General features: G+C 65.0%; 20 protein-coding genes. 9 read left to right on the forward strand and 11 right to left on the reverse strand.

The genetic code is table 11. The features are described 5' to 3' along the window. Positions 1 to 46 precede the first annotated feature (46 nt). Both KF712_04450 and KF712_04455 read right to left on the reverse strand, forming a co-directional pair. Positions 47 to 1,720, reverse strand: coding sequence for a hypothetical protein (locus KF712_04450; GenBank protein MBX3740216.1), 1,674 nt, complete (start codon positions 1,718 to 1,720; stop codon positions 47 to 49). A 93-nt stretch (positions 1,721 to 1,813) separates the two neighbouring features. Continuing rightward, positions 1,814 to 2,308 carry a hypothetical protein gene (locus KF712_04455; GenBank protein ID MBX3740217.1) on the reverse strand — a complete coding sequence of 165 codons (495 nt, stop codon included), beginning with the start codon at positions 2,306 to 2,308 and terminating at the stop codon, positions 1,814 to 1,816. Positions 2,309 to 2,619: 311 nt separating this feature from the next. On the opposite strand from KF712_04455, the gene KF712_04460 reads away from it, so the two are divergent. Continuing rightward, the gene (locus KF712_04460) at positions 2,620 to 3,432 is read left to right on the forward strand and encodes a lamin tail domain-containing protein (GenBank protein ID MBX3740218.1); all 813 of its coding nucleotides are present in this window, start codon (positions 2,620 to 2,622) and stop codon (positions 3,430 to 3,432) included. An 18-nt stretch (positions 3,433 to 3,450) separates the two neighbouring features. Here KF712_04460 and KF712_04465 read toward each other — a convergent pair whose 3' ends face one another. From KF712_04465 to KF712_04490, 6 genes are all read right to left on the reverse strand, one after another. Beyond that, on the reverse strand, positions 3,451 to 4,236 hold the full coding sequence (locus KF712_04465; GenBank protein MBX3740219.1) for a PEP-CTERM sorting domain-containing protein: 786 nt from the start codon (positions 4,234 to 4,236) through the stop codon (positions 3,451 to 3,453). 127 nt (positions 4,237 to 4,363) lie between these two features. Further along, complete coding sequence (locus tag KF712_04470; GenBank protein MBX3740220.1) at positions 4,364 to 4,795, reverse strand: hypothetical protein; 432 nt, start codon at positions 4,793 to 4,795, stop codon at positions 4,364 to 4,366. A gap of 69 nt (positions 4,796 to 4,864) precedes the next feature. Further along, positions 4,865 to 7,420 (reverse strand): hypothetical protein, encoded by a 2,556-nt coding sequence (locus tag KF712_04475; protein MBX3740221.1) that lies wholly within the window; start codon positions 7,418 to 7,420, stop codon positions 4,865 to 4,867. A gap of 226 nt (positions 7,421 to 7,646) precedes the next feature. Further along, positions 7,647 to 8,288 carry a hypothetical protein gene (locus KF712_04480; GenBank protein ID MBX3740222.1) on the reverse strand — a complete coding sequence of 214 codons (642 nt, stop codon included), beginning with the start codon at positions 8,286 to 8,288 and terminating at the stop codon, positions 7,647 to 7,649. 164 nt (positions 8,289 to 8,452) lie between these two features. Then, complete coding sequence (locus KF712_04485; GenBank protein MBX3740223.1) at positions 8,453 to 8,941, reverse strand: hypothetical protein; 489 nt, start codon at positions 8,939 to 8,941, stop codon at positions 8,453 to 8,455. Positions 8,942 to 8,993: 52 nt separating this feature from the next. After that, positions 8,994 to 9,941: a hypothetical protein gene (locus tag KF712_04490; protein ID MBX3740224.1), complete on the reverse strand. Its 948-nt coding sequence runs from the start codon at positions 9,939 to 9,941 to the stop codon at positions 8,994 to 8,996. 1,023 nt (positions 9,942 to 10,964) lie between these two features. Between KF712_04490 and KF712_04495 the strand changes: the two genes are divergently transcribed. After that, positions 10,965 to 11,627, forward strand: coding sequence for a PEP-CTERM sorting domain-containing protein (locus KF712_04495; protein ID MBX3740225.1), 663 nt, complete (start codon positions 10,965 to 10,967; stop codon positions 11,625 to 11,627). Between the two features lie 365 nt (positions 11,628 to 11,992). Beyond that, positions 11,993 to 12,832, forward strand: coding sequence for a PEP-CTERM sorting domain-containing protein (locus tag KF712_04500; GenBank protein MBX3740226.1), 840 nt, complete (start codon positions 11,993 to 11,995; stop codon positions 12,830 to 12,832). 110 nt (positions 12,833 to 12,942) lie between these two features. Here KF712_04500 and KF712_04505 read toward each other — a convergent pair whose 3' ends face one another. Continuing rightward, on the reverse strand, positions 12,943 to 13,509 hold the full coding sequence (locus tag KF712_04505) for a hypothetical protein (protein MBX3740227.1): 567 nt from the start codon (positions 13,507 to 13,509) through the stop codon (positions 12,943 to 12,945). Between the two features lie 134 nt (positions 13,510 to 13,643). Further along, complete coding sequence (locus tag KF712_04510) at positions 13,644 to 14,123, reverse strand: hypothetical protein (GenBank protein ID MBX3740228.1); 480 nt, start codon at positions 14,121 to 14,123, stop codon at positions 13,644 to 13,646. 357 nt (positions 14,124 to 14,480) lie between these two features. Here KF712_04510 and KF712_04515 point away from each other — a divergent pair, with 357 nt between their 5' ends. The 6 genes from KF712_04515 (at position 14,481) to KF712_04540 (ending at position 19,006) form a co-directional block, all read left to right on the forward strand. After that, positions 14,481 to 14,894 (forward strand): hypothetical protein, encoded by a 414-nt coding sequence (locus KF712_04515; protein MBX3740229.1) that lies wholly within the window; start codon positions 14,481 to 14,483, stop codon positions 14,892 to 14,894. After that, the gene (locus tag KF712_04520; GenBank protein ID MBX3740230.1) at positions 14,891 to 15,079 is read left to right on the forward strand and encodes a hypothetical protein; all 189 of its coding nucleotides are present in this window, start codon (positions 14,891 to 14,893) and stop codon (positions 15,077 to 15,079) included. Before KF712_04515 ends, KF712_04520 begins: the two co-directional genes overlap by 4 nt. A 116-nt stretch (positions 15,080 to 15,195) precedes the next feature. Next, complete coding sequence (locus KF712_04525; GenBank protein ID MBX3740231.1) at positions 15,196 to 17,181, forward strand: FAD-dependent oxidoreductase; 1,986 nt, start codon at positions 15,196 to 15,198, stop codon at positions 17,179 to 17,181. Positions 17,182 to 17,495: 314 nt separating this feature from the next. Beyond that, the gene (locus KF712_04530) at positions 17,496 to 17,984 is read left to right on the forward strand and encodes a GNAT family N-acetyltransferase (GenBank protein ID MBX3740232.1); all 489 of its coding nucleotides are present in this window, start codon (positions 17,496 to 17,498) and stop codon (positions 17,982 to 17,984) included. A 128-nt stretch (positions 17,985 to 18,112) separates the two neighbouring features. Then, positions 18,113 to 18,547, forward strand: coding sequence for a hypothetical protein (locus KF712_04535; protein ID MBX3740233.1), 435 nt, complete (start codon positions 18,113 to 18,115; stop codon positions 18,545 to 18,547). Between the two features lie 90 nt (positions 18,548 to 18,637). Continuing rightward, the gene (locus KF712_04540; GenBank protein MBX3740234.1) at positions 18,638 to 19,006 is read left to right on the forward strand and encodes a hypothetical protein; all 369 of its coding nucleotides are present in this window, start codon (positions 18,638 to 18,640) and stop codon (positions 19,004 to 19,006) included. A 118-nt stretch (positions 19,007 to 19,124) separates the two neighbouring features. Here the strand turns inward: KF712_04540 and KF712_04545 are convergent, their stop codons facing one another. Then, positions 19,125 to 20,444, reverse strand: a complete 1,320-nt coding sequence (locus tag KF712_04545; GenBank protein ID MBX3740235.1) for a DUF1501 domain-containing protein — start codon at positions 20,442 to 20,444, stop codon at positions 19,125 to 19,127. Between the last annotated feature and the right edge of the window lie 99 nt (positions 20,445 to 20,543).

Below are 20,543 nucleotides of genomic sequence, written 5' to 3' on the forward strand. Positions count from 1 at the left end.
GTGTGGTATGGGGGGAGGACGGGAGGGAAGCCGGTGAGATGGCGCGTCATGCCGTGCGGTGCGGCAGGGCCGCGCTCCGGGCGCGTTCCGATGCCGCTGCGGCAGCCATCTGCCAGGCACCGGTCATGATGGCCTGCCGGGCGGCGGCCTCCACGGCCTGTCCGTCCGCGTGCGGGTTCCGCTGGACCCAGCCGGTGTAGTCGGTGAGGGCGGCGCCGTAGCGGGTGCGGGCGGCGGCGTTTTTCCGCTCCGCGGCCTCCGCCTCCGCGGGGTCCGCGTAGTCCATGACGGTGCGCCCCGCGCCGAGGGTGGCGAAGACGGCGCGCAGGAACGGATCCGCGGCCTCCGCCTTCCCTTCCAGCCGGCCATACCTTTCCGCGAAGCGGGCGAGGCGCACGGTGTCATCCACCGCCGCACGCGCACCACCGGACGGCCCTCCATCCGGGCGACTACCAGAGATATAGTCGATGTCCTCCTTTCCCAGGCCTGCCTGCGCCAGCCGCTCCCGGTCCCGCAGCAGGCCGCCGGCGATGAGTGGCGTGACATCGATCCTGCGGAGGGGGACGTCCACCCTGCCGAAGCCATGGTTCCGCCACGTTTCGTCGATGGCCCTGCGGTGGTATTCCGCATTCGTCGCGGGCGGGCGCCGCGTGCCGGTGAGGGCGTCCCGCAGGCTTTCTTCGCAGCCGGTCTTCAGCGGTCCGTCATCCATGCGGCGGATGCGGTCGGCGATGGTGATGAGGTCACCGTCATAGTTGTCGCCTTCCGCGCTGTAGTCCTGGAGGGCGGCGGCGGCATCCCCGGCGAGCTGGTGCTGCACCTGCTGTGGCGGGCGTGTGTCAGCGCGGGCGGATTGCGCCTTTTCCCTGAGCATGCCTTCCAACGCTCCGGCCACCGCGGGATGCAGGCCTGCCGTGAGGTCCGCGATGTGTGCGGGGAGGGTAAGGCTGCCCTCCGTGATGCTGCGTGCGGCGGCGTGGTAGATCTCCAACGTCTTTCCGGCATGGAGCACCCGTGCCGTCGCCATGCGGTTGACGTGCTTCACTTCGTCGAAGCCGGGCGTGGTCCGGTCCGGGTTGCGGTTGGCGGCGATCCAGCCGCCGGGGTTGGCGTGGATCTCCGTGAGGGCCCGGTGGTCGGCGCGGGCGGTCTTTGCCCGGGCACGGGCGGCTTCCCCGTCCGCGGGGGTGAGGATGCGCCGCGCCACGGCGTTGTCCACCTCACGGTCGATCGCGCCGTCATCCTCATCCTCCACGGCGAGGCCGATGCGCTGCTGGAAGGCGGCGCGGCCGTCCTTCATGATGCGGTGGCCGGAGAGTTCCGCACCGCGGATCTTCGCGCCGTGGATCATGCGCTGCTGCTCCCCGCGCAGGCGGTCGCGCACTTCCGGCGGGACGCCCGCGGCCTCCAGCATGGCGGCGGAGTCCTTCGCCAGCTTGTCGATGCCCCGGAAGACATCCTCACCGGGGTTTTCCGCGGCGTGCTTCCACAGGGTGGCCTGGCTTTGGTCCCAGGCGGTGCGGATCCTCATTTCCATGTCCGCGTTCTTCACGTCCTGCAGCCGGTTGGCGATGTCCGCGAAGGGTTTCGACACGGAGGCGATGTCCCGGGCGATGCCCTGGAGGGCGTGGCCATGTGCACCGGCGGCCCGCGGATCCATGGTGGCCTGGTCGAGCGGGGTGTGGCGGAGGTTGGGGATGTCTTCGATGCGGATGGGCATGGCGCTGGTTGAGAGTTGATGGTTGAGAGTTGATAGAAGACCTGCGGCCTGCGGCCTCTTCCGTTTCGGATTTCGTGCTTGGGATTTCGTGCTTCAACCAAAGGCTCCCTTGTAGCGGAAGTTGCCGTAGCTTTCCGCCATGTTGGCCACGCCGGAGAAGAGGCTGCCGTAGGCGGAGATGTTGGCGGCGCGCTGGAGGTGGCGGCCTTCCCAGCGCATCATGTCCGCCTTCGAGTAGTATGAGTCCGCCTGGATGCGGGAGGCGTGCGCGGCGTCCCGGATGCCGAGGTCCATGTTGGCGGAGTTTTCCGCGAGGAGATCCACGGTGGTTCCAGTAGTGGTGAGGGTGCCGCCGCCGGCCAGGTGGTTGCGCAGGTCCGCCTGCTTGCGGCGGCTTTGCTGGCGCATGCGCTTCTGGTCTTCCGCGGACTGGAGCTGGATGTTGCGGGCCTCGTTCTCCGCGACCTTGGCGTTGTATTCGGCGGCGTATCTCTGGCTGCGGGCCTGTTGCTTCTGCCCGTAGAAGGAGATGCCGGTGGAGACTGCGGTGGTGGCGAGTGAGGCGAGTGCGAGGACGGCGGTGCCCATGGTGGTGCGGTGGGGGTGTGGGTGGATGGATGTTTCCCCACAGGAAGGGGGGAAGGCCGGCCGCCACGGTGGCGGGCGCGGCCCCTTTTCATCCGTTGGTATGACCGCATGATCCTCCGCCGCGGGACGGGGGGGGGATTGAACAGTTGGCCAACTTTCCCCCCTCTGTCATCGGGCGGGTGGCGGGGGCGGCCTGTGCCAATAGAGTCACAAGCGGGTCATGGAACGCGCCGCCTTTCCCGTCCTCCATACCGCCCGGCTGGCGGACGCGCTCCGGCCACCCGCGAGAACAGGAAACCACGCACGATGCCATGAAATCCTCCCTGCCCCGCCCCACCGGCATCCTCCGGAAAAAAACGGCCGCACTCCCCGCATGCACCGCCGCACTGGCCCTCCTGCTGCATGGCGCGTGCGCCGCCTCCACCGTCGCCATCACGGAGTTCATGGTGGACCCCAGCGGCACGGATCTGCTGAACGAGTGGGTGGAGGTCTTCAACTACGGCACGGACGCGGTGGACCTGTCCGGCTGGACGCTGAAGGACAACTCCAGCGCGGCCTACACCTTTCCCAGCGGGACGAGCATCCCGTCGGGCGGCTACCTGGTCATCGCCCAGAACGGCGTCGCCTTCACCAACCGCTGGCTGGACGGTGTGGCGGACGCGCGCGTGCTGTCCACGGTCAACACGACGGACGCGGAGGTGAACGGACGCTTCCAGCTCAACAACGGCGCACCCGGTGACGGCCTCTATCTGAGGGACGCCACCAGCGCGCTGGTGTGGAGCCTGGGCTACAACCTTTCCACAGAGGACCCGGTGTCCGCACGGCGCGCGACATGGCTGGCGATCAATGATTTCACGATCACGAACTACGGCGTGCCCCCGCAGGACAACGCCACCGGGGCCCTGATCAACCGCAACGGCACCGACGGCACCGGCACGCTGGGCTATGAGGACAACAACCGCACGACCGATCCCCTGGCCTTCCAGAAAGGCACGGACTGGGGCAGCCCGCTGATGGGCGGCTACACGGTGATCCCGGAGCCGGGCATCATGGCCCTGTCCTCACTGGGCCTCGCCGCGCTGGTGCTGCGCCGCAGGACGGTGCGGGAGGCGCACAACAGTTGAAAGCCGGAGCGGCACACCTCATGCCACGCGGCGTCTGCGCACCAGCGTGGCCATGGCACCACCCAGCAGCAGCAGCGCGTGGGATGGCTCCGGGATGGCCTCCAGCACGTAGCTGCGGTGCAGGGCGGAGGCGGCATGGCCGGAGCCATCCCCACCGGCGGCGGTGCGGATGCCGAAGTGGTTGCCCGTCGCGGCAGCCGCACTGAGCGTGGCGGTGGAGTTCACGACCACGGAGTTCGCGCTGTTGGTCAGCACGGCGGTGAGGGAGAGGCTGCCGTTGGCCTGGAAGATGCCGGTGAGGGTGAAGGTATAGACGGGGTTGAGCGCCTCCAGCGCGTTGTAGGCGGTGCCACCCATGGTCCCGTTGGTCTGGCTGGTGGTGTTGGAAAACTCCAGCAGGCCCGTGTTGTCGTAGCCCATGTTGAAGTTCACGCGCGGCGCGTTCGCTCCGTCCGACGGGGCCATGAAAAAGAACGCCGTGTTTTCATACTGTCCGGTGCCGGAGGTGGCGCTGAACGTCGCCGTCAGCCGGAAGCCGTCACCCGCCGCATGGCTGATGCCCGCGCCCGTGTCGAACAGGGAAAGGGTGTTCTGCCCGGCGGACGGGGCGTTCATGGAGAAGTGGTGATCCGCCGTGATGGTGGAGGTGGCGGAGCCGGAGTTCGCCACGCGCGTCCAGCCCGCCGGTGCCGTCGCCCCCACCGTGGAATCCCCGAAACCGGAGTAGATGGTCGTGGAGGCGTGCGCGGGAATGGCGGACAGGGCGAGGAGGAAAAGCGTGCGGGGACGGAAGGTGGGGCTCATCGCGGGGAACCTCCCGCCCCCTCCCCCGTCTGTCAAGGGAAGGTGCCCCTGCGGAAACCTGTGCCAACCGCAGGCGGAGAGGCCATGGATGATGCCTCACCGGACCAGCTCCGCGGGCCGCCATGCCCTACCGTTTTTCCGGTATATGCGGCAGTGTCTTGAAAAGATGGCACAGCCCCTCATCCGTCCGGGTGTAGCCACGCCGCTCCAGGAAGCGGATGAAGGACGGGTCATTCACCGTGGCCCAGCCCAGCCAGTAGCCCAGGCGGCGGCACTCCTTTTCCAGGAACTCCAGCGCCCGCATCATCGCGCGGCCGGCGGTGGCCTTCGGCGCGGATGGGTCCGTGATCATCCAGCCCAGCCACGCGGTGCCGGACCCCGCGGCATCCAGATACGCGAACGCCGCCGCCACCGGCGTCCCTTGTCCGTAGGAGGCGATGACGCCCAGCCGCGGCAGGATGTTCCGCGGCGGGGCCTCCCGCGCCCGCACCCGCCACCACCTTTCCATGACGCGGTAGTCGGCGGCGGAGATGCGACCGTCATCCGCGAGGTGGATCATTCTTATCCGGATCATAAAGAGTGCGGGTGGTGTCCCTGCGGGGAGTGCCGGGTGATGCCCCGGAGGGGGCTATCGCTCATGCAACGACCACGAAAGCACCGACGCCCTCAGCAGGAACGCGTATGGCTCGTCATGGCCGAGCGAAAAGGTGAGGTCCGCCAGGTGGGCGGGCGGCAGGGTGTGGGAGAGCCAGCCGGTGCGCGGCGTGGGGGCGGCGTCCATGGGGTCCGCCGTCGTCGTGTGGTGGATGACCTCCGTCTTTCCGTCATAGGTGTAGGAGCCGCCGAAGGAGTTCAGCACGTTCAGCTTCAGCTCGTGCGCGCGTTTCATCCTGCCGTGGGTGGTGCCGTTGTCCGCGGGGACGTCCAGTGGCAGGGTGGTCAGCACGGACTCCAGCGGCAGGCCCCAGGACACCTGGGTGATCTCCCCCGCGGGCGGGGACGGGATGTCCACCACCACGCTGTCCACCCCGTTCCGGTAGGCCACCCCCTTGCGGAAGACTCCGTTCACCAGCAGGTGCAGCGTGCGGCCCACCAGCCACCCGTGCACGTGCACCCGCAGCGGGTCCGCGGAGCCAGCCGGGATGGGCGGGTTGCGCGACGGGGACGGCGTCTTCCACAGTTCCGGCGCGGTCAGCGCGCCGATGGTGTTGTCCACGCCCCCGTCCGTGTGGTGCATCCGGGAAACATCCCCACGCTCCATGACCGCCTGCTGGGAGGGGGACAGCTTCTCCAGGGTGTAGTAAAGGAACGTCCCGTCCGGCCCCGCATGCCCTCCGGATGCAGGAGCCACGGACAGGGGCACCGTGCGCCGTTCCACCACGACGAAGACGTCATCATCATCGCTGTTGTTCCGCACCACCGCGACGGAGCGGAACCTGCCGTGCGCCGTGGTGTGCCGCGCCCACGCCGCCAGGTTCTCCCCGCGGTTGTACGAGAATGATAGTAGATTACCCTCCCGCCCCGTCACCAGCCACAGCACCGGCTCCCGCGCCTGCTGGAACGCCATCTGGGAAATGCCGTCCACCGCCATGTGCTCAGCCAGCCGCGTCAGGTTCGGGGCCTCGAAGCTGTCACGTTCCAGCGAGTAGGTGAACTCCCGCAGCCGGATGCCCTGACGCTCCACGAAGTAAAGCGAGTCATGGATGTTCAGCGCCGGCACCGTGTTCGAGCCGAACCGCGTGTACTCCCGCGCCAGGAAGTTCACCGGCGAAAGCGCCTCATCCGACGACCGCCCGCCGATGACCCACTCCCCCGTGTTCGTCCCCACATACAGCATCCGCTGGGACGCCAGCCACAGGATGGGGCTCTGCCGCGTGGCCGCCAGCGTCCGGTACATGCCGGAGTCCGCTTCCGTCCCCGCCTGGAAGTCATCCAGCGCGTCCGTCTTGGAAAACCACAGGCTCATCGGCCGGTGGTGCGTGCCGCCATACACCCGTCGCCGGTCGTGCATCGCCACCGCCCGCGGGTAGCCCCGGTATTCAGAAAACGCACCCTCGCTCCAGAACTGGGTCGCCTCCGTGTGCACCCGCGTCACCGCCACCGCCGTGGCCAGCGACGGCCCCACCACACCCGTGATCTCCAACAGCCCGTAGGTGAAAGGCGACCCCACCGCCAGCACCGCCCGCGCATTCGGATTCGCGGCTCCCGTGTAGGTCAGGATCAACTGGCACGGACCCTCCAGCTCGATCTCCGTCACCGGCACATGCCGGTCGCCCGCCGCCGTATAGCGCCGGATCTCCTCCCACTCGCTGGTGCTTTCATTCCACCTCTTCACATAAAACGTCCCGTGCCACGCGCTGTCGGATGTGCCGGACGTGCTGAAATACACGATGCCATCCGCCTCCAGCGGGGTGCCCTCCATCGGGACCGCGGCGTCCGCCTTCAGCGACCGCTCGAAGTCCGCGGACGCCCGCTTCCGCGAAATGCGGAACACCGCGCCCACATGGCCGGGTTGGAAAAACGGCTTCGTGCTCGTCACCCGCATGTCCGCCGTCCCCTCCGGCAGCGCGGGCGGCGCCGGCCCCTCCTCCGGAGCCAGCTCCAGCTTGTGCTCCTCATCCGTGTTCTCATCCAGCAGCGGCGGATGCTTGTAGGGCGTCTTCTCCAGCGTCCACACGATCTCCCCGCCCAGCCCCACGCTGCTGCTCAGGCGCCGCGGGTGGTGGAACGGGTCCACGATCTCGATCACATCATTCACCTGGGAAAACTGGAGCCGGAAAGGATCCCTGAACACGGCCTGCGCCACCGTCTCCTCGCTGATGGTCGCATTCGGCGCCGGACCCGGCTGCGGCCCCTCCGGCCACGCCCCCGGCGGCGCGTCCGCGCGGTAAATGAAGATTTTCCCATATCTCCGCGGCTGTCCTCCCGACGCCGGAACGGACGGCATGAATGCCATCACATACGAAAGCCCGTCGGAAAACGTGAACGCCTCCAGCCGCGCCTCCCCCTCCAGCATCTGCAGGTGCACCGTCCCCGGACGCTTCCTCACGGAGCCGAACGGCATCGGGATGAAATTCTCCATCCTCCCCACCGATGACGCGTGCTTGTCCAGGTTCACGGTGTGCGCCAGGTATGGAGTGATCTCCCCGCCGTTCAGCGCGATGTTGGTTTGGTGCAGGATCATGGAAAATGAGTTGGTGGTCTGAAGTTGATGGTTGTTGGAAGGGAAAGAGTGCCGGGTGAGGGAAAGAAGTGCCGAGTGATCGGTGATCAGTGATCAGTGGAAGAGTTCTGGTGCGGCGCGTTTCGTTGGTATGGATCTTCGCTTCATCGTCCCGGCACTTCTTCGTTTCATCGTCCCGGCACTGATCACTGATCACGGATCACTCGGCACTCCCCCGCAGGGGGCCTCACGGCACATACGGCGGCCGTCCGTCCGCGCGGAACCTCGCCCCCACCAGCGCGGACATGCTCGCCAGGTGGCGCGGGCCGAAGTTCTCACCCGAAAGCGTCTCCCGCGCGTCCGCCGTCTGCGCCGCGGGCAACGCCAGGGACTCCAGCTTCTGCAGGCAGCCGTCCGCCAGCGCCGGGTTCTGCGTCACATCCCCGCAGATGCGGGCCGCCAGCTTGTACACCACCGCGTCCGTGAACAGCGGGATCCACTGCCCGACCGGGCGCGCGTTGCTCACATAGACGATCCTCAGGCCGGACCCCGCTCCGCGCGTCAGCAGGTGGCGGCCCTCGATGGCATAGTCGCGCAGAGGATTCTGCGTGTCCCCGGTGGTGATGCGGATCAACCGCACGCAGTCCGTCGGCAGTTGCCATGTCTCCGCCCACTCCGCGTCACCCGGCGCGGCCAGCTTTGCCAGCGTCCCCCGTGTCGTGGCGAAGTTCCACTGGTGCCGCTCCAGCAACGTGTCCACCACATGGTCCAGGTGCAGGCGGCACGCGTGCGCCTCCACCGTCGTGTCGGAGTCATAGGAAGAAATCCGGCGCGCGCCCAGTTCGGCCAGCGCCAGGTTGCACACATCGGTTTTTGAGGTCAATGGCATGGGAAATAAGGGGGGGAGATTGGGGATTGGAGATAGGAGATTGGGGGAGGCGCACGCCGTTGCGCCCACTTCACATCCGTGTCCGCAGGCACGCCGTGCCGTGCGCCGGAAAAGGAAAGGCGGCGGGCATCCCTCTCTCGAAAGACACCCGCCGCCATGTCACGTCAGCCCTGCACCCGGTAGGCGATGCCGAACCTCAGCTTCTCGTTTTCCGGGATGGCCAAGGAGATATTGGACAGGGTCGCCTTCACACGGGTCGTCTCCGTATACCTCGACAGGCTCCCCTGCATCTCGTAGCCGAAGCTCGCCGTGCTCGGGGAGTCATAGCCGAAGCCGTGTGGCCCTTCGGGGATGCCTGAGGAATCGGTGCCCACCTGGCCGAAGCGGCCCCCGGCGTGCTTGTCCCCCAACAAGATCCGGAGATGCCGCCCGCCGAACGACTTCGACACGTAGGACAGCTCCGGCACGACCGTCGCCCCCGCGGGGATGTCCGCCAGATCGAGCACGTCGCCGTTCGTCGCCCGGGGATTGCCGAACACGTAGTCCGCCGTCGCATACAGCACCGGTGCGCCCGTCTTTTCCCCGCTCAGGCTCTTGCTGGAAACGTCCAGCGAATCCTTCGCCGTGATGATGTCTGATTTGTAGGTTGCCATGGTAAGTTAGGATAGTTGATGGTTGATAGCTGATGGTTGATGGATCTTGGAATCAGTCCTCCACGGAGCATTCGATGATGACCACCTTCTTGTCCTCGGAGCGGCATGCCCCCAGTCCGTATTGGCTGAAGAACTGCGCCGCGTTCTTCAGGTCCGCGCGGCGGTCCACCGACGTCTGGATCTCCTTCCAGAAATCCAGGTGCACCGCGTCCGACGTCCAGATGCCGGAGTGCTGCACGGTCGTGCTCCCCGCCTTCATCGGCAGTTGGGTGGAGCGGATCCAGTTCACCCCCAGGAAGAAGGAAATGTTCCCGTCCTTGTCCAGGGTCGGCGGCATGTAGTCGCGGGAGAACAGACGGTTCGCCGCGGCGGAGGAAGTCGTCCCGTTCGCCAGGAACAGCAGGCGTTCCTCCATCTCCGGAGTCATCGCCCCCCACAGTTGGACGCCGCGGGCGCGGGCATCGTCACCGTAGGATTCGTTCTTCGTCAGGATGCGCTTCGCGTGGATGATCTTGTCCACCGTCAGCCCCGTATCCGGGCCGCCGGTTGTCGCCGCGAAGTCAACCTCCACCCTGTTCTCCGCGGGGATCTCCGATGCGGTCGTGCCGTTCTTGCCGATGTGGTTCGTGCCGAACAGGCCGTCGATGAACACGCGGTCCACCCGGCGGTTGTAGGCGCCCAGGTGGGCCTCCAGATGCTTGCCGCCCGGCAGGATCGCCGGAGCCAGCATGATCTCGTCCCAGAACGGCTCGCCCGTCGCCAGGTCGAACGTCTGCGGCCTCACCCAGCGCTTCTGGGTGTCCAGCTCCTGCAGCAGCGTCTGCGCCAGCCGCTCTCCGGTGGTCTCGCTGTCATGGATGGGCAGCACCAGGTTGTGCGTCTTCGCCTCACCCGTGCAGCCGGTCTCCACCACCGCCGCCTTGCGGAAGCGGGACTGCGTCTGTTGCACCGCGGCCGTGAAGTTCCGGCCGAACTGGATCGTGAAATGATCGGGAATCATGATGATATGTCTTTCTGTGTGTTGGTTGGTTGATCTGAATCGGTTGTCATTCCGGTTCCGATTGTCCCCGCCGCCACACGTGGCATGGAGAGGGTCATCACCTTGGGGCACACGCGCCCCCGGGGCGGTCCATCCGCTCAGGGTTTCCCGTCGGGAAAGGCCGGCCATGAAGCCCGCCCCATCCCGTCTTTCCGGCCGGGCCGGGGGAAATTATCCATCGCATCCCAGGACGCCGCCAGCATGCCCCCGCCCCCCGCCCCCCGCATATTGAACACTTGGCCAATTTTTTCCCCGCAACCGCATCATGGATCATGGATCATGGATCTTGAATCTTGAATCTTGAATCACCCGGCACTCCCACGAAGTGGGCTTCTTCCCGTGAATAACTCCCGCTGTCCCGCCCGCACCGCTGTGGCATGATGGACGGCATCGCGGACACCGTCCGTCGAGCCGGCCCGCCTTCCATGACATCGCGGGGAATCCGGCCGAGATCCATATCCCTCCCATCTCGACAACATCACGGGAGGACAACCGAGTGGCAGGGGCTATGTCCGCACGCCACCCTAAACAAGGTGCGGAGGGTCACCCTCTTCCACAACCTCATGCCGGGCGGTCCGCCGCCCCATGGGGGGAGGGGGGGTATTGCCCGGGGAGAGTCTTCCATTCCGTCCGTCCCCGCCCTTTTCCCCCGCACATACCCCCGATTCAAAAAAACGCGCTCCGCGCAGCAAAACATCCCCCTCAACAGACCGCGGACCTCATGCCGCCCCGGAGCACCCGCCGCACCACCAGCCCATGCTGCCAGAAGTCCTTGCTCCACCCACCAGCACCCCCATCCCAAATCCGCGGAATCCTCAATAATCCTCTCAATCTGCGCTTAAAAAACGCCCGCATCACTCCCCCCTCTTCACTTCTACGTTCAATGTTGGACGTTCGGCGTTCGATGTTCCTCCGCCATCCCCCGAAAGTGGTATCTCCGCCATCTGTTCCGCCATGGCCGCCGTGCGCTAGATGAAAGTCTCCATGAAAACCCTCCCGCTCCTTTTCCTCACGCTGCTCCTTCCCCTCCTCCCCGCCGCCCGCGCCGCCTCCATCTACGTGGACTTCGGGCCGAACGCCACCGTCGCCGACAGCATCACCTGGAACAGCGTCACCACCTACAGCACCGGAGTCAAAGTCGCCGACCTCCGCACCACCACCAACCAGTCCACCAACTACGGCCTCACCCTCACCACCAACGCCTTCGTCGGTGACGTTGGCGACGGCCCCACCAACCTCACCCCCGTCGCCAACTACCGTGACGGCTTCTACGGCGCCCTCACCGGCACGCCGAACAATCCCACCGTCTTCACCCTCACCGGGCTGGATCCCGCCCTCACCTACACCTTCACCTTCTTCGGCACCGTTGACCGCACCGGCACCCGCGGCACCCGCTACACCGTCGGAGATCCCGGCAACTACTCCGAGCTGGAGACCAACGACAACGTCAACACCTGGTCCGCCCCCATCAGCGCCAGCCCGGACACCAACGGCAACCTCACCGTCACCCTCAGCCGCGCCTCCTTCAACGCCGACCAATCCTACATCATCAACGTCATGAGGGTGGACTTCGTCCCGGAACCCTCCGCCGCCCTCCTCTCCGGCCTCGGCCTCATCACCCTCCTCTCCCGCCGCACCCGCGCCTAGCTCTGCTTGGTGCAATGTCCTCGTCGTTGAGGAGAGAAGAGATTTCCAACCGCAATGGAAGCGAAGCGACATGGACGAACTGACCGTTCAAAATCCTCCGTCAAATGAACGCAAATAGGTGGTGGTGGAAAATCCACGGACCTCTCCACCAAACGCAACGGCGACAGGAGGGCAAGCCTCCGGATTGCCTCAGATGACAATCCGGAGGCTTGTCTTCCTTTCCCTGCGGGGCATGGCGGACCACCATTCCGGACCCGCAGGGCCAGCCCCAGCGGGTGGCTGTTCCTCACCACAACCTGTTCCCCTTCCACCGGCATTTCCGATAAGTCCTTGACGCATCTGGACTGGAGCGGAAAGTTGCTTTCATGAAGCCTTTCATCACAGGCCTGTTGTCCGTCGTTCTGGCGGGTGCCGCTGGTGCGGCGACCTACGCTTCCGACAACTACACGAACGCCACGGCCACCGCTTCCACGATGGCGAACACGGAGGCACCCGGTGTGGGCACCTACCGCCGCGTCTTTGACGGGGGCAGCGCCTACTCCGTCGGCACGGTGGATGGATTCGGCAGCGGGAATGTGATGACCCTGAGCAATGGCAACAGCACCCACGTCCGGACGCTGAACACCTCCACGGGTTCCTCCCTGGGCAGCCTGGGGGTCGGCAGCGTCCTGAGCATGAGCTTCGACATGCGGCTGGCGGGGACACTGGCGGAGAGCCGTTCCTTCAGCTTCGGCTTCCTGAACGATGCGGGCACCTCCACGCAGAGCAGCATCGCCTACGCGCTGGTGGGCGCGGCGGGCGGCGAGTTCAAGCGGCGGGACACGAGCTGGAACATGAGCACCTCCAACAACGATGGCGGAGGAAGGGCCGGCAGCACCTTCACCGGCGGAGGGCTGGCGGTGGACACGAACTACACCATGCGCTTCACGATCACGAAGATCAGCGAAACCAGCTACATGCTGCGCTATTTCCAGAGCGTGAACGGCGGCGCGGAAACCATGATCGCCGAGACATCGAGCCCGCTGACCTCCACGGTCGTGGGCAGGGAGATCACGGCGGTGGGCTTCCGCTGGTCGGAATCTCCGGGCGTGCAGACGCACATCGACAACCTGCTGGTGACGGTGGACGCGGTGCCGGAGGCATCCTCCGCGGCGCTGGTGATGGCCGCCGGCATGGCCGGACTGCTGCGCCGGCGGCGGAAGTGAGGTGGATCAATGGAGGGGCGCACTCCGATGCGCCCGTGTGGTGAGACCGGGCGACGTCCAACGTGCGGATAGGGGCGCGGAGGCCCAATGCATGGCGGGTCCCTCCGCCATCACTTTTTCCCGCCCTGGGTGAACCTCTCCATGTCAATGAGTTCAAACGCGCCCATGGTATCGAAGGTCTTCGCGTACTTCCCCCACTCGTCCGCCTTCGCGCCGGAGATGCTGATGACCACGATGTCCATGCCATTTCCCCAGAAAGCGGAGTAGAGGATGCGGTAGTCCCCCTCGGTGACTTCCGTGCAGATGCGTGTGAACATCCCCTGGTCATTCGCCCCGCAGTTCCGGTGGACCTTCCCCGCGGTCTTTTTCTTTCCTTCGATGAACCCCCTCACGAATGCCTCCGGGGTCTTTCCCGTGCCTTTCTCCACCCCCATGAAGGTCTGGATCCGCACGCCCGTATCATAGGGATCCTTGCCGCCGTTGGTGTCTTCCCTGGAGATGGTCCACATCCAGGACTTCTCTCCGTGGCGTTCGTGGTAGTGCCAGCCTTCCGGCCGCAGGATCTTCCCACCGGTCGGCTCCATGACTTGCATGACATAGCCTGCGGGGATCTTGTCAGCGGCGTGGAGGTGCCCGGCGAGCAGGGATATGAACAGTATGATGGAAGTGCGGATCATGGTGGAAAGATGACGTGATGGGGAAACGTCCTTGTTATCCCATTGGCGGTGGCTTTCCAGACGATTCTCCGCAGAAAGCCACGGCGCACCCGGCAGCCCCACCCTTGTTCTTCCCACCGGAGGGGCATCATCCTTCAGAATCCCTTTCCGATACCCACGACGTATTTCCGGTCGTGCAACCGCTCCGCCAATGTCTTCATCAGTTTGGGATCGGTCCTGCCTTCGCCCGCCAAGGTGGCCGCCGCCTTTTCCAGCATGGAGATGATTTTCTTTTCCTCCACGCTGCCGGGGGTGATGAGGTGGAAGCGATCCTTCCGGACCAGGAAAAACACCTGCCGCTTTTCCTTTCTGTCCTCTTCCGACCAGTAGGCGGGATTCGCCGCCAGGACGATGAACGGCCCCGCGGTAGTGGACTCGAAATTGAAGCCCCTCGATCCGCCGTCGCCGAATTCGTCCCAGCCGGTGAAGCTGCGGATCTCCCAGCTTTCGAACTTCACCTCTCCGAGTTCCGCCCACTCCGCGCGCAGTTCCACGGGAGGAAGTTGTTGCGCGTCCGCCACCTGGATGGCCAGAGCGAGGACGAGGCAGGCGGGCATGAGGGAAGGGCGGTTCATTTCATCATCCGGACGGAAAGGATCCGAGGATCATGATTCACCCGGTCCGCCGGTCTCTCCATCTTATTTTCGTCGCGGGCGGAGCTGCATTCCGCCATCGGACATCAACCCCCTGCCACGCGGAAACCACGGCGCGTCCTGAGGTTGCGGTCCTGCCGAACCTATAGGCGGGGAGGTCAGGGCCGAGATTACTTGCGTCGCTAATCGACCGATGGAGAATCCTCCGCATGAAGTATGATCTTGAAGAAGTGATCCGGTCTCTGGATCGAATGCTGGCAGACGACATCGTTGACGGCTACGCTATCGGATGGTGCCATCGCCGCATCCTTTTATGGAGAGGTCGCAACAACGGAGGATGTGGACGTATTCATCGTCTTCCGGCCCGGTGCGTCTTCTCTGATCATCGATCCGACCCCTGTCATCCGCTACTTCACTGACAAGGGGCACTCACTTTTTGAAGACAAGGTCGTGATCGGTGGATGGCCCGTCCAATTTCTGCCACCGCCCACCCGGTTGGAGGAGGAAGCTCTTGGCAAGGCCATTGTTCTTCAGTACGGGGATCTGAAATTACGAGTGCTTCCGAGGGAGTATCTCGCGGCGATCGCACTCCAGACCAACCGGGCGAAGGACCGCAACCGATTGATCCAGTTGCGGGAAGAAGGAGATCTCGACATGGCGGAATTTGAGACGATATTGGAATCGCATGGACTTTCCAGCCGTTGGCGGGAGTTCCAGCGTCAGTTTCCACCCGACGCCGAACCGCAAGGATGAACACACCATGGACAGAGATCGCAGCAAGAAAGCGGGCCACCCGGCGCGTGCTCGCCGCACTGCCCTTGCGTGTGAAAGTGGAAAGGCTGGACGCCATGCGTGAGCGGCTCGATCAGTTGAGGAGATTCAAGCCTGCTACTGACGGCCAATCCCGTGAGAGATCCGGCGGGGTGGATGGCATCTGACGGATTGCCCGCCGGACACCATGTAATGGCGTCCCTGTCAGCCTGCGGACTTTTTCCGGAAAGTGATCGCCGCGCCGCGCGTATCCGACTGGACTCTCATCATGCACTTTCCGCCAATGAAACCCACGCTCACGCTCCCATTGCTTGTTTCCCTGTCACTCACCGCCCTCGGTCCGGCGGCGGAGAAGGATTCCTATGACATCGTCGTGTATGGCGCGACGGGTGGTGGCGTGGCCGCCGCGGTGGAGGCTGGCAGGCTCGGGAAAAGCGTCGCGCTGGTGGAGCCGCAGAAGTTCATCGGCGGCATGACCACGGGTGGCCTGGGCGCGACGGACATCGGCTCGAAGACGACCGTCGTCGGACTGGCGAAGGAGTTCTACCACCGTGTGTGGAAGCACTACAACAAGCCGGAGTCCTGGAAATACGAGACGCGGGAGGAATACAAGCCGAAGCACCACGACGCCATCTCCGACAACCTGGAGGTCCATTGGTTCTTCGAGCCGAAGGTCGCGGACCAGATCCTCACGGAGATGCTTTCCGAAGCGGGCGTGAAGGTCTTCACCGGGGAGCGCATGGTGCGCGCGGAGGGCGGCGTGAAAAAGGAGGGCAACCGCATCTCCACCGTGACCATGGAGAGCGGGAAAATCTTCGGCGGAAAGATGTTCATCGACGCCAGCTATGAAGGCGACCTCCTGGCGGGCGCGGGCGTGTCCTACTTCGTCGGCCGTGAGGCGAACAGCGAGCACAACGAGACGATCAACGGCATCCGCGCGCTGAAGGTGTATCCCGGAAAGGAACTGGACCCCTACAAGGTGCCGGGGGACCCGGCCAGCGGCATCCTCCCCGGCATCGAGCCGAAGCCGCCCGGGCCTGACGGCTCCGCGGACAAGCGCGTGCAGGCCTACACCTTCCGCATGTGCCTGACGGATGTGAAGGAGAACCAACTGCCCATCACGAAGCCCGAGAACTACGACCCGCTCGTCTTCGAACCGCACCTGCGCTGGATCAACGTCAACGCGAAGGAGAAGCCCGGAAAGCTGTTCTACAAGCTGACCCCGATGCCGAACCGGAAGACGGACTCCAACAACCAGGGCCTCTTTTCCACCGACTACGTGGGCAAGAGCGCGGAGTGGGCGGAGGCCGGCTATGCGCGCCGCGCGGAGCTGTGGCAGGAACACGTGGACTACGTGCGCGGCTACTTCTGGTTCCTGGGGAATGATCCCCGCGTGCCGGAGCACATCCGCACGGAGACGCTGCGCTGGGGCCTGCCGAAGGACGAATTCGCGGACGCGGGCCACTGGCCGTTCCAGCTCTACGTGCGCGAGGCACGGCGCATGAAGAGCGCCTACATCGTCACGGAGCATGACTGCCGGCGCACCCGCATCGCGGAGGACGGCATCATCCTCGCCTCCTACGGCATGGACTCCCACTCGACCTCCCGCTTTGTCGATGAAAACGGCCAGCTCCGCGGGGAAGGCGGCATGCTCATCCGCGTGAAGCCGTACCCGGTCAGCTACCGCTCCATCGTCCCTGTGGAAAAGGAATGCGCGAACCTGCTCGTTCCCGTCTGCCTTTCCGCCACTCACGCCGCCTACGGCTCCATCCGCATGGAGCCTGTGTTCATGATGCTGGGCCAGGCGTCCGCCTACGCCGCCGCACAGTCGATTGATACTGGAAAACCCGTACAAGCGGTCCCGGTCGATGGCATCCGCAAGCACGTCGGCACCACGGAGCTGCTGGCAGGCATCAAGCCCGCGTCCGCGGATGAGGCCGCCGCGGAGAAAAAGGGCGGCGGATCCTCTCCCGCGGATCGTTTCAAGGGAGCCGTCGCCTCGTTGAAAAAAGACGGCGCGCTGAAAGGCGACACCGCCTGGCTGGACACCCTGAAGTCGGAAACCCAGGTGGACGGCGCGAAGGTCGCGGAACTGCTCATCGGCAAGGCATCCCTGAAAAAGCCCGTGGCGGATGTGGACGCCGCGCTCGACGCCCTCGCCGCCGACGACACCCTGCCGGACGCGAAGAAGTATTGGCGTGAGAACGCCCGCGCCGGAAAGACCTGCAAGGGGTCGATGGTCATGCAGCTCTGCATCCGCCTGGAGTGACGCTGGGAGGTTCCGCTGGGAGCGCAATGGAGCGGAGCGACATAGAGGGCCAAATTGTTTTTTCTTTCCGCCCTCAAATCTTCAGACCGGCGTCTTCATCGCCGGTAGGGCTGCGACCGCCGGGCGCGCCGTGGATTCCGGCTGATAGGCCGATGACGTGCGATGGTGAAATAGCCGCGATAGTCTGTCCGCGCACAGCTTCGGCGGCCCGGGCCGGGCCAGTCCTACCATTTCCCAGAGGCCCTTGCCGGGCCAACACCACGCTTCCGCTTGATTCGGAACCATCGCATGGAAGAATGGCGCATCCACCACGCATGATCCGACCTTACGATGCCACTGATTGGCCCGCGATATGGGCCATCCTGGAACCGGTGTTCCGCAAGGGCCGGACCTATGTCCATCCGCGCGACATTTCCGAAGAGGAGGCGCGCAAGGCGTGGATCGACATCCCGCAGGCGACCTACGTCTGTGTGGAGGACGGCGAGGTGCTGGGGACCTACTACATCAAACCGAACCAACCCGGCCAGGGCAGCCACATCTGCAACTGCGGCTACGTGGTGTCCGACAGGGCGCGGGGCAAGGGGACCGCCTCACGGATGTGCGTGCATTCGCAGGAACAGGGGATCGGGATGGGCTTCACGGGCATGCAGTTCAACCTCGTCGTCTCCACCAACGAAGGCGCGGTCCGGCTGTGGAAGAAGCTGGGCTTTGAGATCGTCGGCACGCTGCCCTCCGCATTCAGGGACCCCGTGGACGGGCTGGTCGATGCGTTCGTGATGTTCAAGGCGCTGGGCGAAAGGTAGGGCGTGGCGGCCAGGGCGACAGGAAGGCAATCCTCCGGATTGGCCCGAAATGACAATCCGGAGGCTTGTCTTCCTTTCCCTCCGGGTGCATGGATCATCCTGCGGGTGGCTCGACCGCTTTCCTTTCCATGAGACGAATGGCGAAACCGTGGCCGTGGATTTATGCCGTGCTGGTGCTCCTCTGCGGCCATGGCGGATACCGCATGGTCCGTGATGCGGGGGAGATGCCATCCGGTGTGGATTGGGGGGCGGCGGCAGTGACCTTCGCTGCCTTCACCATCGCGCCGCTGCTGTTGGCCGCCTATGGATTCCACCATTCCAGAAGGGAAAGGATGCTGCGTCCGTCGTGGGACCGGCATCCGTTCGGTTGGTGGACGGATACGCTCCAGCCGCTGCGTTTCGCGGTGGTTCTCGGTCTGGCCCTTGCCGCCGGTGCCGCGCTCGCCCTGCCGTCCGCGGATGAACAGGGACGGATGACCTTCTTCATTCTGGCCGCCATCGCCTCCGGCATCATCATCGGCGAGCGGCTGGTGTACGTGATCTATCGTAGCAGGATCGACTGAAAGGCATGAGGGGCGGAGTTCTGACGAATCTCCTGTCCATTCCATCGCTCTCATCGCACCCTGGCACTACTTCAACTTCTTCCATCAGAAATGAGTTCCTGGAGACCGACATCCGAAGCCGAGATATGGGACCTGATCAACCAGGCATGGATGAGGATGAGCCTGCCGCAGCGCCGCCTGTGGGAAGTCATCAAAATCGATCCCGTCAAGTGGCGGGAAAGCTCATACGGGGGTTTGGGCGGCGGCTTCTGGGTGGTGGGTATCTGCGGCAACACGGTGATCTGGTACAATGACATCGAACGCGGATTCAACCGATCTGCATGGTCGGTTGCCGGGACCATCGATGAATACTGGTGCAATCAGGACGATCTGGAGGAAGCGGTTCAGGAGGTGCTCAACCAGTGGCAGGATGGATATCCATCCGGAGGGAGATGTGGCCCGCCCCAGCCGCTGGTGTAGGAGCGTGATGACGCGCTGACCGTCCTATGGCACCCGCTGAAGGTATGAAGCGGCCATGGTTTTCCCCCGCACGTACAGCTCCGGCGGTCCGGGCCGGGCCAGCCCTACCGATTTTCAGTTAACTGAACAACGCGGCGATGGGCTTGCCATCGGTGCCGCCCATGCGGAACGGACGCTTCGACGGGGACATGAGCGGGAGATCGAACGGGATGCCGAGCGCGAAGGCGATGGAGGCGTTGAAGTCGGACGCGCCGACCTTGCCCTCGATGACGTTGGAGGCGGTCTCGTCGGTCTTTCCATAAGCCTGGCCGCCCTTGATGCCGCCGCCGGCCATGAGGCAGGAGAAGGCTTTCGGGAAATGGTTCCGGCCCAGGTTGCCCTCGACGATCTTCGGCGTGCGGCCGAACTCGGTGGCGACGACGATGAGGGTGGAGTCCAGCAGGCCGCGCGCCTGCAGGTCGGAGATGAGGGTGGAGAGCGCCTGGTCCAGCACGGGGATCTTTTCCTCCATCAGCGCGAAGTTGTCGGAGTGCCAGTCGAAGCCGCCGTACTCCACCTCGACGAAGCGCACGCCGCGCTCCACCAGCCTGCGGGCGAGCAGGACGCCCTGGCCGAACCGGTCCGTGCCATACGCGGCGCGGGAGTCCGCCGGTTCCTTGGAAAGGTCGAAGGCCTCCAGGTCCGCGCTGTGCATCATCTTCACGGCGGAGTCATAGACCTCGTTGTAGGCGCGGACGGACCGCTGGCCCTTGTGGAAGCGGCTGTCGAAGTCGTGGTCCAGCTCCGCGCGCAGGTCGAGCTGGCGCTGGAAGGAGGCGTCGTTGGTATCGGCGCGCTTCCTCACGTTGCGCAGGCCTTTCTGCGGATCGCCGATGGGCAGCGGGGAATATTGCGGCTCGAAGAAGCCTCCGCCGGGGTGCTGGTTGCCACCGCCGATGAGGACGAAGGATGGGATGCTGCCGTTCTGCTCACCGGCCAGGCGGGCGGCCCACGCGCCGGACGACGGGTGGACGATGGTCCCGCGCGGCGTGTAGCTGGTGTGCATGAGGTATTTCCCCTGCTCGTGCGCGCCCTGCGTGGTGCTGAGGGAACGGATGAGCGCCACCTTGTCCATGTGCTTCGCCAGCATCGGCAGGCAGTGGCCGAGCTGGATGCCATCGACGTTCGTGCCGATGGCGTTCGTCAGCCCGCGATACTCCGCAGGCGCGTCCGGCTTCGGGTCGAAGGTGTCGATGTGGGTCATGCCACCGGACATGTAGAGGTAGATGACGTGCTTCGCCTTTCCGCCCCCCGCCTGGAGGATGGCGGGGTCCGCGGCCAGCGCCTGCGGGCTGAAAAGTTGCGCCGCGGAACCGGCGATGGACAGGCCGAAGCAGGCACGGGCCGTCCGGGCAAGGAAGTCCCGGCGGGAGAGTTCGTTCAGTTGGTGCGGGTTCATGGGTTGGGGCGATTTTGGAGATCTTGGAGGGTCAACTACGGACGGAGAGGATGACCACTGATTTCACTGATTTCACTGATTACGCAGATTGAAGAAGGG

The organism is Akkermansiaceae bacterium (genome assembly GCA_019634595.1).
In the GTDB taxonomy this organism is placed as follows: Bacteria; Verrucomicrobiota; Verrucomicrobiia; order Verrucomicrobiales; family Akkermansiaceae; genus Luteolibacter.